Origin of the sequence: Hyphomonas sp. BRH_c22 (assembly GCF_000961795.1) — a bacterium.
GTDB lineage: Bacteria > Pseudomonadota > Alphaproteobacteria > Caulobacterales > Hyphomonadaceae > Hyphomonas.
The window spans coordinates 30940-44322 of sequence record NZ_LADU01000019.1 but is presented as its reverse complement, the minus strand read 5'-3'; the positions used below and the strand labels follow the sequence as shown (position 1 = coordinate 44322).

Sequence of the window (13383 nt, the reverse complement as noted above, 5' to 3'; positions counted from 1 at the left end):
ATGCCACTCGCCTCCGCAACCAGATACCAATGGGCAAGCCTGTGACCCCTCACCATCAACCCCCACTCCCAGAGGGAGAGAGGGCTTCAGCATGAACTGGACCGATGACGGACTGATCCTTGGCGGACGCCGGTTTGGTGAGGGCGGGCTGATCCTTGATGTGCTGACCAAGACGCGGGGGCGGCGGTCCGGCCTGGTCTATGGCGGCGCATCGCGCGCGCGGCGCGGCCAGTATGAGGCGGGAAATACGCTGTCCCTGTCATGGACCGGGCGGCTCGAGGAACAGCTCGGCCGGTTCGATGTGGCCGAGGCGAGCCGCGAGAGGGCCGCGCGCGTGCTGGATGATGCCGGGGCCTTGGCGGCGATTTCGGCGGTGACCACATTGCTGCGCGGCGCGCTGGACGAGGGCGATGCGGCGGGTTCGGCGCTCTATGAGGCGACGACGTTACTGCTCGACCAGATCGAGGCGCAGGACGTCTGGCCTGCTTTATATGTCCGCTGGGAACTCGGGCTTTTGTCGTCGCTCGGCTTCGGGCTTGATCTCGAGGCCTGTGCCCTGAGCGGCGCGAATGACGGGCTGACCCATGTGTCACCCAAGACAGGGCGTGCCGTGCGCGGATCGGAGGCCGAAGACTATGTCAGCCGGCTTCTGCGCCTGCCGGGCTTTCTTGTGTCGTCCGAGGCGCCGGTGGGCGTGACCGACATTGCCGACGGCCTTGCCCTGACGGGGCATTTCATCGAAACGCGCGTGTTCAACGGCATGAACCGCGCCGTGCCTGCGCAAAGGGCGCAGCTGGTGGCGCGGCTGCTGAAGCGAGGCTAGACGCTGGCGCTGGGGCGGGCGCCGACGCGCTCGAACCAGGCGGTGAGGTTCTTCAATTCCGGGTTCAGCGGCTGGCCGATCTGGTTGCCGAAGGCCTGGAAGCAGAACAGCATGATGTCGGCGAAACTGAAGACATCCCCGGCAATATGGTCGCGGGTGGCGAGCTGGCCGTCGAGGAAGGCAAGCTTGTCCTGCGCGCGGGCCTTCAGGCCGGGGGCGGCGTCTGGCAGGCAGCGTGTGCGGTCCTTGAACATGGCGAGGCCCTCGGCAAAGCGGAAGCCATTGGTCATCGGTTCCAGCACGTTGAGGTCTGTCCAGCGCGTCCAGCGGCGCGTCTGGGCGCGTTTCTCGGGCGTCGCGCCGAACAGGCTGTCGCCGGTATGGGTCTCGTCGAGATATTCGCAGATCGGCCAGATCTCGGTGATGATGCTGCCATCGTCGAGTTCCAGCGCGGGCGACTGGGCGGCCGGATTGACCGAGAGATAGGGCTCGCCGAGATTCGCGCCCTTGACGATGTCGACGTCCTGCGTGGGCAGGGTGATGCCGCGTTCGGCCATGAACATGCGCACGACATGCGGGTTGGGGCCGATGGATGTGTAGAGTTTCATGAGGTGCTTCCCTTTGGAATCATTCTTGTTTTCAGCTTGTCGCAAGGATGTAGATCGCCCGTCCTGCTAGCGGGAAGAGCATCAGTGTCGATGCGATGAACATGTAGAATCGGATCATGACCTTGTTGGCGGTGGCCTGCCAGATCGAGTGTACGATGCGGATGGCGACGTACGCCCACGCAAAGCCGACATCAACCAAGCCTGCAGATCCGCTGAGCGCGAGGGCCAGAGCCAAGGCATAGAAAATGGTCGGCTGTTCCATGAGATGGTTGTAGTTGTCCGAAATCTGGCGGACTTCCGAGGGCAGGGCGTTGAAGGCGTCGCTGCGCGTATGCTTGGCCTTTTCAGGGTGCATCTGCGCCTTTTGCATCGCCGGGACACGCGTCTTGAGCATCCATATCCACATCACCAGTGACCAGGCCGCAAGGACGGCAACGGGCAGAAGCATGGCATGGGTCATTTGAAACTCCCTGATCTTCTTGTTTTTCAGCAGTGTAGCGAAGATTGCCGGGTGCAGAAGGGGAGTCCTTGCGGCAGGTGCCTTAGCGGCAGATGCCGCCATTGCCCATGTCGAAGTGGAAATGGTCCGCGTGGGCGGCATTATAGTCGGGGCCGAGGGTGACGGAGAAGATATCGCAGCCGCCTTCGTGCACGCGCTTGAGGAATTTCGCCTCCTTTCCGCCTTGTTTCCAGTGGGTTTTCACGTCGATCAGGCGGCCATCCTCAAGGCGGAAGCCGGAAATGTCGACGGCATTGGCGTGGGCATGTTCGGAGAGGCGGCCGCTGCCGGCGATGTTGCGACAGGAGAAGCTGCCATAGGTTTCGATCCGGGCGAGGGGTGAGCCGAAGATTTCCACTGCTGCCGGGCGGGCGACATGGCGTTCCCAGGTGTAGAGGGCGGCCGTCTGGGCGCAGGTCATGCTGAGTGTGGCGGAATAGGGGGTGAGGGTGCGGTCGAGGGTGAGGGCGCCCCGCAGGCTGCATTTCTGGCCTTTGGGGTCGTCTTCGAGCGGGGTGTAGAGGATGGATGCCGAATCGAGGGCCGCGAAACAGACGTCCCGCTGGTCACGGGCGCGCTCCAGCTTGGCCTTGGTGCCGAAGCCGATCCGGTCTGTCAGGTCGATGGGCGCGAACGGGTTGTGCCGCGGCGGCGCCACCCACAGGAGCAGGGCGACCACAAGCACGGGTACGCCGAGAAGGAGGAGCCAGGCCCGAAACTCAGTCATTTGCTTGCGTTTTACCCATTCCTTAACCAAACCGCCGTTTCTGTTAATGCTGCGCAGTGGCCCGAGTCGGTATAGACCGGGCCCCTGCACCAGAATGTGGCACGAGATGCAAAGAGGCCAGAATGACCGACCTGCTTGACGGTGGCCCGGAAGACCGGATCATCAATGAACCCATGAGTGAGGCGCTGTCGAAGCGCTATCTCGCCTATGCGCTCTCGACCATTACCTCCCGCGCGCTGCCGGATGTGCGTGACGGCCTGAAGCCGGTTCAGCGGCGCATCCTGTATGGGATGCGGGAGCTGAAGCTGGATCCCGAAGGCGGTTTCCGCAAGTGCGCCAAGATTGTCGGCGACGTGATGGGTAACTGGCACCCGCACGGCGACAGCTCGATCTATGACACGCTGGTGCGCCTGGCGCAGGATTTCAACGTCCGCTACCCGCTGGTCGATGGCCAGGGCAACTTTGGCAATATCGACGGGGATAGCGCAGCCGCCTATCGCTATACCGAAGCGCGGATGACCCATGCGGCGGAACTGCTGCTGGATGGCCTCAGCGAGAACGCCGTCGATTTCCGCGCCAACTATGCCGAGAATGACGAAGAGCCGGTCGTGCTGCCGGCGGGCTTCCCGAACCTGCTCTGCAATGGTGCGACGGGTATCGCGGTGGGCATGGCGACCAGCATTCCGCCGCACAATGCGGCCGAGGTGATCGATGCCGCGCGCTTCCTGATCGAGACGCCGAAGGCGACGACGGCTGACCTGATGCAGTTCGTGAAGGGGCCGGATTTCCCGACAGGCGGCGTGATCGTCGAATCCCGTGAATCCATGCTCGACGCCTATGAGACGGGCCGGGGCAGCTTCCGCATGCGGGCGAAATGGGAGGTCGAGGATACCGGCCGGGGCACCTACCAGATCATCGTGACGCAGATTCCCTACCAGGTGCAGAAATCGCGCCTGCTGGAGAAGCTGGGCGAGCTGTTGGAGCAGAAGAAACTGCCGCTGCTGGACGATGTGCGCGACGAGAGCGCCGAGGACGTGCGCCTCGTGCTGGTGCCGCGCGCCAAGACGGTGGAACCCGACGTGCTGATGGAAAGCCTGTTCAAGGTCTGCGACCTGGAAACGCGTTTCAGCATGAACATGAACGTGCTGCACAAGGGCGCGCCGCAGGTCATGGGCCTGAAGGACGTGCTGAAGGCCTATCTGGAGCATCGCCGCGAAGTGGTCGTGCGCCGCGCCGAGTTTCGCCTCGACAAGATCGAGAAGCGCCTGCACCTGCTCGACGGCTACCTGATCGCCTATCTCAATATCGACGAGGTGATCCGCATCATCCGCGAAGAGGATGAGCCCAAGCAGGAATTGATGGCGCGGTTCGGGATTTCCGACATCCAGGCCGAAGCCATCCTGAACCTGCGTTTGCGGGCCTTGCGCAAGCTGGAAGAAATGGAAATCCGTGGCGAGCACACCAAGCTGGTCGAGGAGCGCGACGAGCTGGTCAAGCTGATCGGGTCGACCGCGCGCCAGTGGACGAGCGTTTCCAAGCAGCTGAAGGCCGCGCGTGACCAGCTGACCGAAGACCCGGCGCTGGGTGATCGCCGCGCGCAGTTTGAAGACGCGCCGGATGTGGACCTGGCCGCTGCCCTTGAAGCCTCGCGCCCGAAGGAGCCGCTGACGGTTGTCCTGTCGGCGCAGGGCTGGATACGCGGGATGAAGGGCCACGGCCTGGACCCGGATGCGACCAAGTTCAAGGATGGCGACGAGCTGTACCTGAGCGAAGAAGTGATGAGTACGGACAAGATCATCCTGATGGCGTCGGATGGCCGGGCGTTCACGCTGATGGCCGACAAGCTGCCGGGCGGGCGCGGGCATGGCGAGCCGATCCGCCTGTCGATCGAGCTGGAGGACAGCGTGGATATCGTTGCGATGTTCAAGCTGGAGGAGGGCCGCAAGCGCGTCATGGCCTCGACCGTCGGCTATGGTTTTGTGGTCGACGAGAAGGAACTGGAATCCAACCGCAAGGCGGGCAAGCAGGCGGTCAATACCGGCGAGGGTACGCTGAACGTTTGCATGCCGGTTGAGGGCGACATGCTGGCCGTGGTCGGATCAAACCGGAAGATGCTGATCTTCCCGCTCGACGAGCTGCCCGAAATGGCGCGCGGTAAGGGCAACAAGCTGCAGGCCTATCGCGGCAAGGACACGCTGGCCGACCTGATGACGTTCGACAAGCGCGACGGCCTGATCGTGATGGCTGGCGGGCGCCACCGTGCCTTCCCGGAATGGGAAGAGTGGATCGGCAAGCGGGCCCAGGCCGGCAAGACCGTGCCGAAGGGCTTCCCGCGGACGGGCACGTTTAACGGCTGACACGCCACAAGGGCCGCGACAGGCAACCAGTCCGGCGGGCGCCATGAATAAGCGTTAATGGACCGAGCTTAGGTGAACTCACGTATTGAGTTCAGCCGGGGCGTGACTAAATTTTTCCCTGCGGCCCTGTCCTGACAGGGGCTGAGGGCCGCGCGTCGATAACCAGTTTGGAAAGGAACTTAAAATGTCATTCCGTGATTTGATTCCCTTCGGAAACAGGTCGAACCTTCCGGTTCTTGGTCCGTCGAACGATCCCTTTGAAACACTGCATCGCGGTATTGACCGCCTGTTTCAGGATGTCTGGCAGAGCAACGGCTTGGAGCGGCATTTTGCGTCAGGCAATGGCGCAATCAGCATGCCGGAAATCGAGGTTTCCGAAACCGACACTGCATATCTGATTGAAGCTGACCTGCCGGGCATGAGCGAAAACGAAGTCGAGGTGAATGTCGCCGATGGCATCCTGACGATCGAGGGCGAGCGCAAACATGCGGAAAACAAGAAGGAAAACGGCATCCAGTATTCGGAGCGTTCCTACGGCATGTTCAAGCGTTCGCTGCAATTACCGAACGACGTGAAAGAGGGCGACATCAAGGCGACCTTCAAGAACGGCGTCATTCATGTCGAGCTGCCGAAATCGCCGGAGAAGGTCGAAAAGGTCCGGCGTGTCGAAATCAAGAAGGCCGACTAGGCAGGCGTCCGGCATTTTCTGCAATCAATGAAGGACTGCCCGCAGTCAGCCCTTCATGCTTGGGTCAGTTGGACAGCTGCTCCAGCACGGCATTCATCAGCGGCCCGATCTCCGTGTTCAGCACCAGGTCCGCATAGGCATCCTGATCGGTGGGTTCGCGGTTGACGATGACCAGTTTGGCGCCGTTGCGCTTGGCTTCCAGCGGGATGCCGGCGGCGGGGTAGACGACGAGGGACGAGCCAAGCACAAGGCAGAGGTCGCAGAGCAGGGCTTCTTCAGCGGCGCGTTCCATCTTGTCTTCCGGCATGGCCTGGCCGAACGATATGGTCGCGGTCTTGATCAGGCCGGTGCAGAACACGCAGGTCAGGTCCTCGTCCGCTTCCCAGCGGGGCTTGAGCTTTTCGATCTCGTAGCGCTTGCCGCAGGTGAGGCAGCGCGCATAGGTGGCGTTGCCGTGCACCTCGATGACCTGCTCTGGCGGCACGCCGGACTCCTGGTGCAGGTTGTCGACATTCTGCGTCACCACCGCGCCGACCTTGCCCGAGGCGACGAGCCGCGCCACGGCGCGGTGGCCAGCATTGGGGCTGGCGCCGACCCAGCCGGCCGAGCGGTTGAAGACGCGCGTCCAGGCTTCGCGGCGCTGGTCGCGCGAGGCGACAAAATCCTGGAAGTAGATCGGCTTCATCGTGGACCAGACGCCGCCGGGGCTGCGGAAATCGGGAATGCCGCTCTCGGTCGAGATGCCCGCACCGGTGAAAACCATCACGCGCGTTGCCGCGTTGATCATGCGCGCGAGGGTGGCAGCGTCGGACATGGCGCCAGTTTAAGCAAACTTGAATGGTAAGAGCCAGCGGGTTGGCCTGACTTGCGCAAAACGCGTCTGGCCGCTAGGCCATGTGTATCTGATTTTGTGGAGGGACGGCTCATGAGCCCCATTCTAATCGTTCTGGCGGCAGTGGTCGCCGTCGTCGGCTTTGTCATCCTGATCTACAACGGCCTGGTGATGAAGCGCCAGCGGGTCAATCAGGCCTTTGCCGACGTGGACGTTCAGCTGAAGCAGCGCCAGAACCTGATCCCGAACCTTGTCGAGACGGTGAAGGGCTATGCCAAGCACGAGCAGGAAACCTTCCAGCAGGTGATCGCGGCGCGCAGTGCGGCGCAGTCGGCATCGACCCCTGCAGAGATGTCTGCGGCCGAAGGCATGCTGACCGGCGCGCTGGGCAAGCTGTTCGCGCTGGCCGAAGCCTATCCGGACCTCAAGGCGAACCAGAACTTCATCCAGCTGCAGAACGAGCTCTCGGCGATCGAAGACAAGCTGGCCGCGGCGCGGCGTTTCTACAACTCCGCCGTGCAGGACTACAACACCTCACGCGAGCAGTTCCCCGGCTCCATCATTGCCGGGATGTTCAGCTTCGAGCCGCGTGACTTCTTCGATGTCGGCCTTGAAGGCCGCGAGGCGCTCAGCACACCGCCTGAAGTGAAGTTCTAATCCTTCCTGTTTGCATGTAGTGTGCCTCCCATGCCTGTCGTGGAAGGACATGAGATGAGATTTCCGATTCTGGCTGCGGCCATGTGGCTGGGCGCCTGCGCGAGTTCCGGCGGCGGCTGGAGCGCGTCGGCATGGGACGGCCTCGTGCCGCAGACCATTGGGACGCAGAATTATGCCTTCCTTGCCGCGCCGATGGCCGGACAGGGCTTCAAGCTGAAATTCACGATAAAGACGGATGGCAGTTTTGGCGTAGCCAGCGCCGGGCCGCCGACTCAGGCCGAACTGGAGGAGGCCGCGATTGCGGCAGCGCCGGAGGGCTGCAGCTTCGTGTCACTGGAAATGACGCCCGATGGAGGGGCGGAAGCGGAGTATGATTGCGGGTAGTCGAGCCGCGCTTTCGAAGTGCTCATCCTTGTAACTCAGCACTTCGCACATGTGCTATTGTTGGCGGTGCGGCGGCGGGTTGCAGTCCGTCTCATCCTTGGGCCTTGAAGCCCGCAGCTCAGCGAGGATCGCAACCCGCCGGTTCATCGACCCCGAACAGTCGCCAGGGCCGCAAGGCGAGCCCGCTTAGGCAAGGATGGGATCCGATGGACATTTATGCAGGTATAGACGTTTCGAAGGATTGGCTGGATGTGAGTGTCGAGCCATCGGGACAGGCCGTACGTTTTCGCCGCGACGCGGACGGGCTGGATGAGTTGGCGGGGTTCCTGCGGCCTCAGGGCCGTTGCCTGGCGGTGGTGGAGGCGACCGGCGGGCTCGAGGCGGTGGTGACCGCCAGTCTGGCGGCGGCCGGTCTGGACGTTGTCACGGTCAACCCGGCTCAGGTGCGGGCGTTTGCGTTCAGTCTCGGACAGCGGGCCAAGACCGACAAGGTCGATGCCCGGGTGATTGCGCTGTTCGCACAGGCGGTCCGCCCGCCTGTGCGGGCGCTGCCGGATGCACAGGCGCGGGAACTGGCCGACCTGGTCAGCCGCCGGCGCCAGATCATCGCGATGATTGTCGCCGAACGCCAACGCGAGCATCGTGCCTCTCCCCGCATGAAGAAGTCGATTGCCCGGCTCGTCCGGGCGTTGGAGAAGGAGCTGTCGAGTGTCGATGGCGGCATTGATGAGGCCGTCCGCAACTCGCCGGTATGGGCACAGACCCTTGACCTTCTGACCTCGGTGCCCGGTATCGGGGATCAGATCGCCCGGACACTAATCGCGGAGCTGCCTGAACTTGGCAGCCTGGACAGACGTCAGATTGCGGCACTGGCCGGACTGGCGCCTTACACACGCCAGTCCGGCCAGTGGCGCGGGCAAAGCTTCATCAGCGGCGGGCGCGCCAGCGTCCGGTCGGCCCTGTTCATGGGGGCCATGGTCGCCGCACGCTACAACCCAACCCTCAAAACCTTCCGCGACGATCTGATCGCCCGCGGAAAACCAAAGAAGCTCGCCCTCATCGCCGTCGCCAGAAAACTACTCACCATCCTCAACGCCATCATCAGGGACAAAAAATCATGGCAGACCGCTTGACCCCCAAGACAGTCGCTGAGCGAAGTCGAAGGATGGGCGTGAGCGAGACATGGGTTCAGCCCGGCTCGTCCTTCGATCCCTGCCTGCGCAGGGACAGGCTTCGCTCAGGATGAGCTTGTTTGGGAAGCGGGACGGGAGTCAGCCGCGCGCCTTGAACCAGGGCGTGATGCGGGCGAGGGCATCTTCGACTTCCGGTGTGGAGACGGCGAATGAGAAGCGCATGAAGCGGTGGCCGTCGACCGGGTCGAAATCGACGCCGGGGGCGGTGGCGACGCCGGTGTCTTTCAGCAGCTGCATGCAGAATTCCAGGCTGTCATCGGTGAAGCGCGAAATGTCAGCATAGATGTAGAAGGCGCCGTCCGGCGGGGCGATGCGTTCGAGGCCGAGGGCGGGCAGGGCGGCGAGCATGAGGTCGCGATTGTGCGTGTAGGTCTGCACATGGCCTTCCAGTTCGTCGCGGCAATCCATGGCGACGAGACCGGCATGCTGGGACAGGGACGGCGCGGTGAGGAACATGTTGCCGATATACGCAGCGACGCGGCTGGCCATGTCGTCCGGCGAAACGATCCAGCCGAGGCGCCAGCCCGCCATCGAGAAATATTTCGAGAAGGAATTGATGACGAAGGCATCGGCCGTGTGCTCGAGGATCGAGGCCGTGCGCGGGCCATAGGAAAGGCCGTGATAGATTTCGTCGGAGATGATGCGGATGCCGCGCGCGGCGCAGACGGCCACGATGGCGGCGAGTTCGGCCTCGGGCAGGATGGTGCCGGTCGGGTTGGCGGGGCTGGCGATGATGAGGCCGGCGGGAGCGGGATCGAGCGCGGCGATCTGGGCGGCGGTCAGCTGGAAGCGGGTCTCCTCGCCGCATTCGATTTCGGCGGGGACAAGGTTCAGCGCGCGCAGCGTGTTGCGGTAGGCGACATAGCCCGGCCGGGCGAGGGCAACCGTGTCACCCGGCGCGAAGGCCGACGACAGGGCGAGCACGAGGGCGGGCGAGGCGCCGCAGGTGATGGCGAGGCGGCGGGGCGTGACCTCGACCCCGTAAGTGTCGCTATAGTGCTGGCAGATGCGTGCCTTGAGGGCCGGGCTTTCCCAATAGCCCATCGATTCAGTGTCGAGAATCCTGTGCGCGGTTTCAACGGCGCGTCTCGGCGCGCCCGTCGATGGCTGGCCAAATTCCATATGGATGACCGAGCGCCCTGCGGCCTGCAGCTCGTGGGCAAGGCGGCTGACGGCAATTGCGCGGAAGGGGGCGACATCCTGGCTCAATGGGCTGCTAGGCCTGGCAGCCAGGTGGCGAGGGCGGGAACGGCGGCGACGAGGATGATCATGGCGACCTGAAGGCCGATGAACGGCACGGCACCGCGCCAGATGTCCGTGGTCCTGATCTCGTCCGGTGCTGCGCCGCGCAGGTAGAACAGCGCAAAGCCGAAGGGCGGCGTGAGGAAGCTGGTCTGCAGGTTCAGCGCCATGAGGATGGCCAGCCAGACCGGATCGAAGCCGAGAATGATCAAAGGCGGGGCCACGAGGGGCACGACCACGAACACGATCTCGATGAAGTCGAGGAAGAAGCCGAGGATGAACATGACGAGCATGGTGAGCGCGAGAGCCCCCCATTTGCCGCCGGGGGCCATGTGGAGGATTTCCGCCACCATTTCGTCGCCGCCATAGCCGCGGAAGACGAGGCTGAACAGCGAGGCGCCGATCAGGATGAGGAAGACCATGCTGGTGATGTGCGTGGCGCTGGTGAGGGCGGGCAGGAGCTGGCGCACCTTGCGCAGGACAAGCAGGCCCGCAGCGAAACCGGCGAAGAAAACAAGGCTGGCGAGCAGGGTGAGCACGATGCCGATGGCATTGCCGGCGCTGATGGTTTCGACCCCCGCGCGCAGGTCCATCGTATTGCGCAGCAGAAGGATCGCCGCGATGCTGACGAGACCGGCAAGGAGGAGCGGGGAGAGGCGGCTGTTGGCCTCTTCCGAGAGGCGCAGCCCTGCGAGAAGGACGGCGCCTGCTGCGCCGATTGCAGCGGCTTCAGTGGGCGGGGCGACACCGCCGAGGATGGCGCCGAGCACGGCCACGATCAGCAGGAGCGGCGCGCCAAGGCCGAAGGCGACTTCCTTGACGGTCAGCGGTTCGGTATCTTCGGCGAGCGTGACCGTCGGGCAGGCGGCAGGGCGGAAGAAGGCGGTTACCGCGATGTAGAGCAGGTAGAAGACGACGAGCAGGATGCCGGGAATGAGCGCCCCAGCAAAGAGGTCTCCGACGGAGACGACGCCGGATCCTGCGCCCTTGAGGCTGGCCTGGCTGGCGGCATTGGAGACGGCGTCTGCGAGCAGGATCAGCACGATGGAGGGCGGGATGATCTGGCCGAGCGTGCCTGAGGCGGCAATGGTGCCGGTGGCGAGTTTGGGGTCGTATCCCTGGCGCAGCATGGTGGGCAGGGCGATCAGCGTCATCGTGATGACGGTGGCGCCGACGATGCCGGTGGAAGCGGCCAGCAGGGCGCCCACGAGGATGACGGCATAGCCGAGGCCGCCGCGCACTTTCGCCAGTAGGCGGCTGGCAATGTGCAGCAGGTCTTCCGCCACGCGGGAGCGTTCGAGGATGACGCCCATCAGGACGAACAGGGGCACGGCAACCAGTGTCTGGCTCTGCATGATCGAGCCGCCCTGGATGCGGCTGGGGAAGGCGATCAGGAAAGAGGCGGAGAATGTGCCGGTGGCGATGCCGACAAGGGCGAAGAGGAGGGCGACGCCGCCAAGGGTCAGCGCCACGGAATAGCCCGCCAGTAGGCCAAGGATGGCGCAGGCGAACATGGCGACGGCGAGGATGATCTCAAACTCCATCATGGCCTCCCCCGGTTTCGCCTTCGATGGGCGTGGCGGCGGGCGCCAGCGCGCCCGTCAGCCGGAGCGCCGCTTTCAGCGCCACGGAGAGGCCCGCCCCCATCAGCAGGATCGCGAAAACGGGCACGAGCGTCTTGAACAGGAAGAGGATCGGCAGGCCATCGGATTCGCGGGAGCCTTCGAGCAAGGACCATGAGCGGGTCAGGCCCTGTTCGCCATTGGTGATGAGGCGCAGGCAGATGGGGAAGAGGAAGAGATAGGTGCCGACAAGCTCGATCCAGTTGCGCCCTGACTCGCCAAAGCGGGGACGCAGGATGTCGACCCGGACATGGGCATCATCGCGCAGGGCGGCGGCCGAGCCGAGCATGAACATGGCGGCGAAGGCGTAGATGACGATCTCGCTGAGCCAGGTGAAGGAGAGGCCGAACGCATAGCGCAGAATGACAACCGCGAGCTGTGAGACGACCAGCAGGAGGGCGCTGAAAATGGCGGCGTTGAGCGCGGCGCCGGACAGGGCATCAAGGCCCGCGATCATGCGTTTGGCGAGACCGTCGAGCCTTCCCGGCAAGGCCACGGCGATCAGGGGCACGAGGAAGAAAGGCAGGCACAGGATGCCGATGACCTTCAGCCAGTCACCGATCAGCAGGAAAACACCGGGATCCACCATCTGCCCCGCCAGCCTATTTGCCGAGTTCGCGGGCAGTATAATAGGCGCCGTCGGAAACCGACGCCCAGCCGCGCATGAGTTTCAGGCTTGTCTCGAAGCTCTCATAGATGCGCCTTTCGATACCATCCCGGCCGCTGGCGGCGCGGACATCCGCGGCGGCTTCGGCCATACGCGCAACGACTTCCGGCGGGAATGACCGCAGTTTCGTGCCGTGTTCGCGCACGAGCAGGTCGAGATAGACCGAGTTCTGGTAGGTGAATTCGCCAAGCGATGTGTGGTTGGTCGCCTCGCAGGCCGCCGTGATGATGGCCCTTTCGCCCGGTGTGAGGCCTTCCCACACTTTGAGATTGATGCCGACGGCGAGGCTGGCGCCCGGTTCGTGGAAGCCGGGGCCGTAATAGTAAGGCGCTTCGCGGTGGAAGCCGAGGGCGTAGTCGTTCCACGGGCCCACCCATTCGGTGGCGTCGATGGAGCCGGTCTGCAGGGCCTGATAGATTTCGCCGCCCGACAGTGAGATGGCCGATCCGCCGAGGGCCCGCAGCACGTCGCCGCCCTGGCCGGGAATGCGCATTTTGAGGCCGACCAGATCATCCAGGCTGTTGATTTCCTTGCGGAACCAGCCGCCCATCTGGTGGCCGGTATTGGCGCCCTGAATGGCCTTGACGCCGAACTGGCCGGAGAGTTCGTCCCAGAGTTGCTGGCCGCCGCCGAAATCGATCCAGCCCATGATCTCCTGGGCCGTCATGCCGAAGGGCACGGCGGTAAAGAAGGGGAAGGCGGTGGACTTGGCCGTCCAGTAATATTCGGCGCCGTGATACATGTCGGCCGAACCATTGGCGACGGCATCGAAGCTTTCAAAGGCGGGCACCAGCTCGCCGGCGGCGAAAACCTTGATCTCCATCAGGCCATCGGACATGGCGAAGACCCGCTCGGCCACCCGTTCGGCGGCGCGCCCGAGGCCCGGCAGGCCCTTGGGCCAGGTGGTGACCATGTTGAACTTGCGGCGGCTGCGGTTGATCTTCGCGGGGGCGAGAACCTGCGCGGCTTCCGGGTTGGCAAACGCGGCGGCGGCTCCGGCTGCGCCGAGCAGGCCGGCGCCAACCATATTGCGTCGGTTGATCATGCATGGTCCTCCCCAGCGACCCGCCCTGTCATGAATCAG

Annotated in this window: 14 protein-coding genes; 6 read left to right on the top strand and 8 right to left on the bottom strand. The window is 63.9% G+C overall.

Features of this window, described 5'->3' with window-relative positions; translation table 11 throughout:
- Positions 1–91: 91 nt before the first annotated feature.
- Positions 92–823 carry a DNA repair protein RecO gene (recO, locus tag VR74_RS02860; protein ID WP_045694253.1) on the top strand — a complete coding sequence of 244 codons (732 nt, stop codon included), beginning with the start codon at positions 92–94 and terminating at the stop codon, positions 821–823.
- On the opposite strand, the gene VR74_RS02855 is transcribed toward recO, so the two are convergent.
- The 3 genes from VR74_RS02855 to VR74_RS02845 form a co-directional block, all read right to left on the bottom strand.
- Positions 820–1431: a glutathione S-transferase family protein gene (locus tag VR74_RS02855; RefSeq protein ID WP_045694251.1), complete on the bottom strand. Its 612-nt coding sequence runs from the start codon at positions 1429–1431 to the stop codon at positions 820–822. The genes recO and VR74_RS02855 overlap by 4 nt on opposite strands.
- A gap of 31 nt (positions 1432–1462) precedes the next feature.
- On the bottom strand, positions 1463–1891 hold the full coding sequence (locus VR74_RS02850; RefSeq protein ID WP_045694250.1) for an MAPEG family protein: 429 nt from the start codon (positions 1889–1891) through the stop codon (positions 1463–1465).
- A gap of 82 nt (positions 1892–1973) precedes the next feature.
- Positions 1974–2657, bottom strand: a complete 684-nt coding sequence (locus VR74_RS02845; protein WP_045694248.1) for an extensin family protein — start codon at positions 2655–2657, stop codon at positions 1974–1976.
- A gap of 122 nt (positions 2658–2779) precedes the next feature.
- Between VR74_RS02845 and parC the strand changes: the two genes are divergently transcribed.
- Both parC and VR74_RS02835 read left to right on the top strand, forming a co-directional pair.
- Entirely contained in the window at positions 2780–5014 is a 2235-nt protein-coding gene (parC, locus tag VR74_RS02840; RefSeq protein ID WP_045694247.1) for a DNA topoisomerase IV subunit A, read from the top strand.
- A 184-nt stretch (positions 5015–5198) separates the two neighbouring features.
- On the top strand, positions 5199–5702 hold the full coding sequence (locus VR74_RS02835; RefSeq protein ID WP_045694245.1) for an Hsp20/alpha crystallin family protein: 504 nt from the start codon (positions 5199–5201) through the stop codon (positions 5700–5702).
- A gap of 64 nt (positions 5703–5766) precedes the next feature.
- On the opposite strand, the gene VR74_RS02830 is transcribed toward VR74_RS02835, so the two are convergent.
- The gene (locus VR74_RS02830) at positions 5767–6516 is read right to left on the bottom strand and encodes a Sir2 family NAD-dependent protein deacetylase (RefSeq protein WP_045694244.1); all 750 of its coding nucleotides are present in this window, start codon (positions 6514–6516) and stop codon (positions 5767–5769) included.
- Between the two features lie 111 nt (positions 6517–6627).
- Between VR74_RS02830 and VR74_RS02825 the strand changes: the two genes are divergently transcribed.
- The 3 genes from VR74_RS02825 to VR74_RS02815 all read left to right on the top strand — a co-directional run bounded on the left by VR74_RS02825 (position 6628) and on the right by VR74_RS02815 (position 8708).
- Complete coding sequence (locus VR74_RS02825; protein WP_045694242.1) at positions 6628–7191, top strand: LemA family protein; 564 nt, start codon at positions 6628–6630, stop codon at positions 7189–7191.
- 54 nt (positions 7192–7245) lie between these two features.
- Entirely contained in the window at positions 7246–7575 is a 330-nt protein-coding gene (locus tag VR74_RS02820; RefSeq protein ID WP_045694241.1) for a hypothetical protein, read from the top strand.
- A 206-nt stretch (positions 7576–7781) separates the two neighbouring features.
- Positions 7782–8708 (top strand): IS110 family transposase, encoded by a 927-nt coding sequence (locus VR74_RS02815; RefSeq protein WP_045694239.1) that lies wholly within the window; start codon positions 7782–7784, stop codon positions 8706–8708.
- 138 nt (positions 8709–8846) lie between these two features.
- Here VR74_RS02815 and VR74_RS02810 read toward each other — a convergent pair whose 3' ends face one another.
- The 4 genes from VR74_RS02810 to VR74_RS02795 are packed head-to-tail and all read right to left on the bottom strand — an operon-like array spanning position 8847 to position 13344.
- The gene (locus VR74_RS02810; RefSeq protein ID WP_045694237.1) at positions 8847–9977 is read right to left on the bottom strand and encodes an aminotransferase class I/II-fold pyridoxal phosphate-dependent enzyme; all 1131 of its coding nucleotides are present in this window, start codon (positions 9975–9977) and stop codon (positions 8847–8849) included.
- Positions 9974–11554, bottom strand: coding sequence for a TRAP transporter large permease subunit (locus tag VR74_RS02805; RefSeq protein ID WP_045694235.1), 1581 nt, complete (start codon positions 11552–11554; stop codon positions 9974–9976). The genes VR74_RS02810 and VR74_RS02805 overlap by 4 nt, the downstream gene beginning before the upstream one ends.
- Positions 11544–12221, bottom strand: coding sequence for a TRAP transporter small permease subunit (locus VR74_RS02800; protein ID WP_299949433.1), 678 nt, complete (start codon positions 12219–12221; stop codon positions 11544–11546). Before VR74_RS02800 ends, VR74_RS02805 begins: the two co-directional genes overlap by 11 nt.
- A gap of 13 nt (positions 12222–12234) precedes the next feature.
- Positions 12235–13344, bottom strand: coding sequence for a TRAP transporter substrate-binding protein (locus VR74_RS02795; protein WP_045694233.1), 1110 nt, complete (start codon positions 13342–13344; stop codon positions 12235–12237).
- Positions 13345–13383 lie beyond the last annotated feature (39 nt).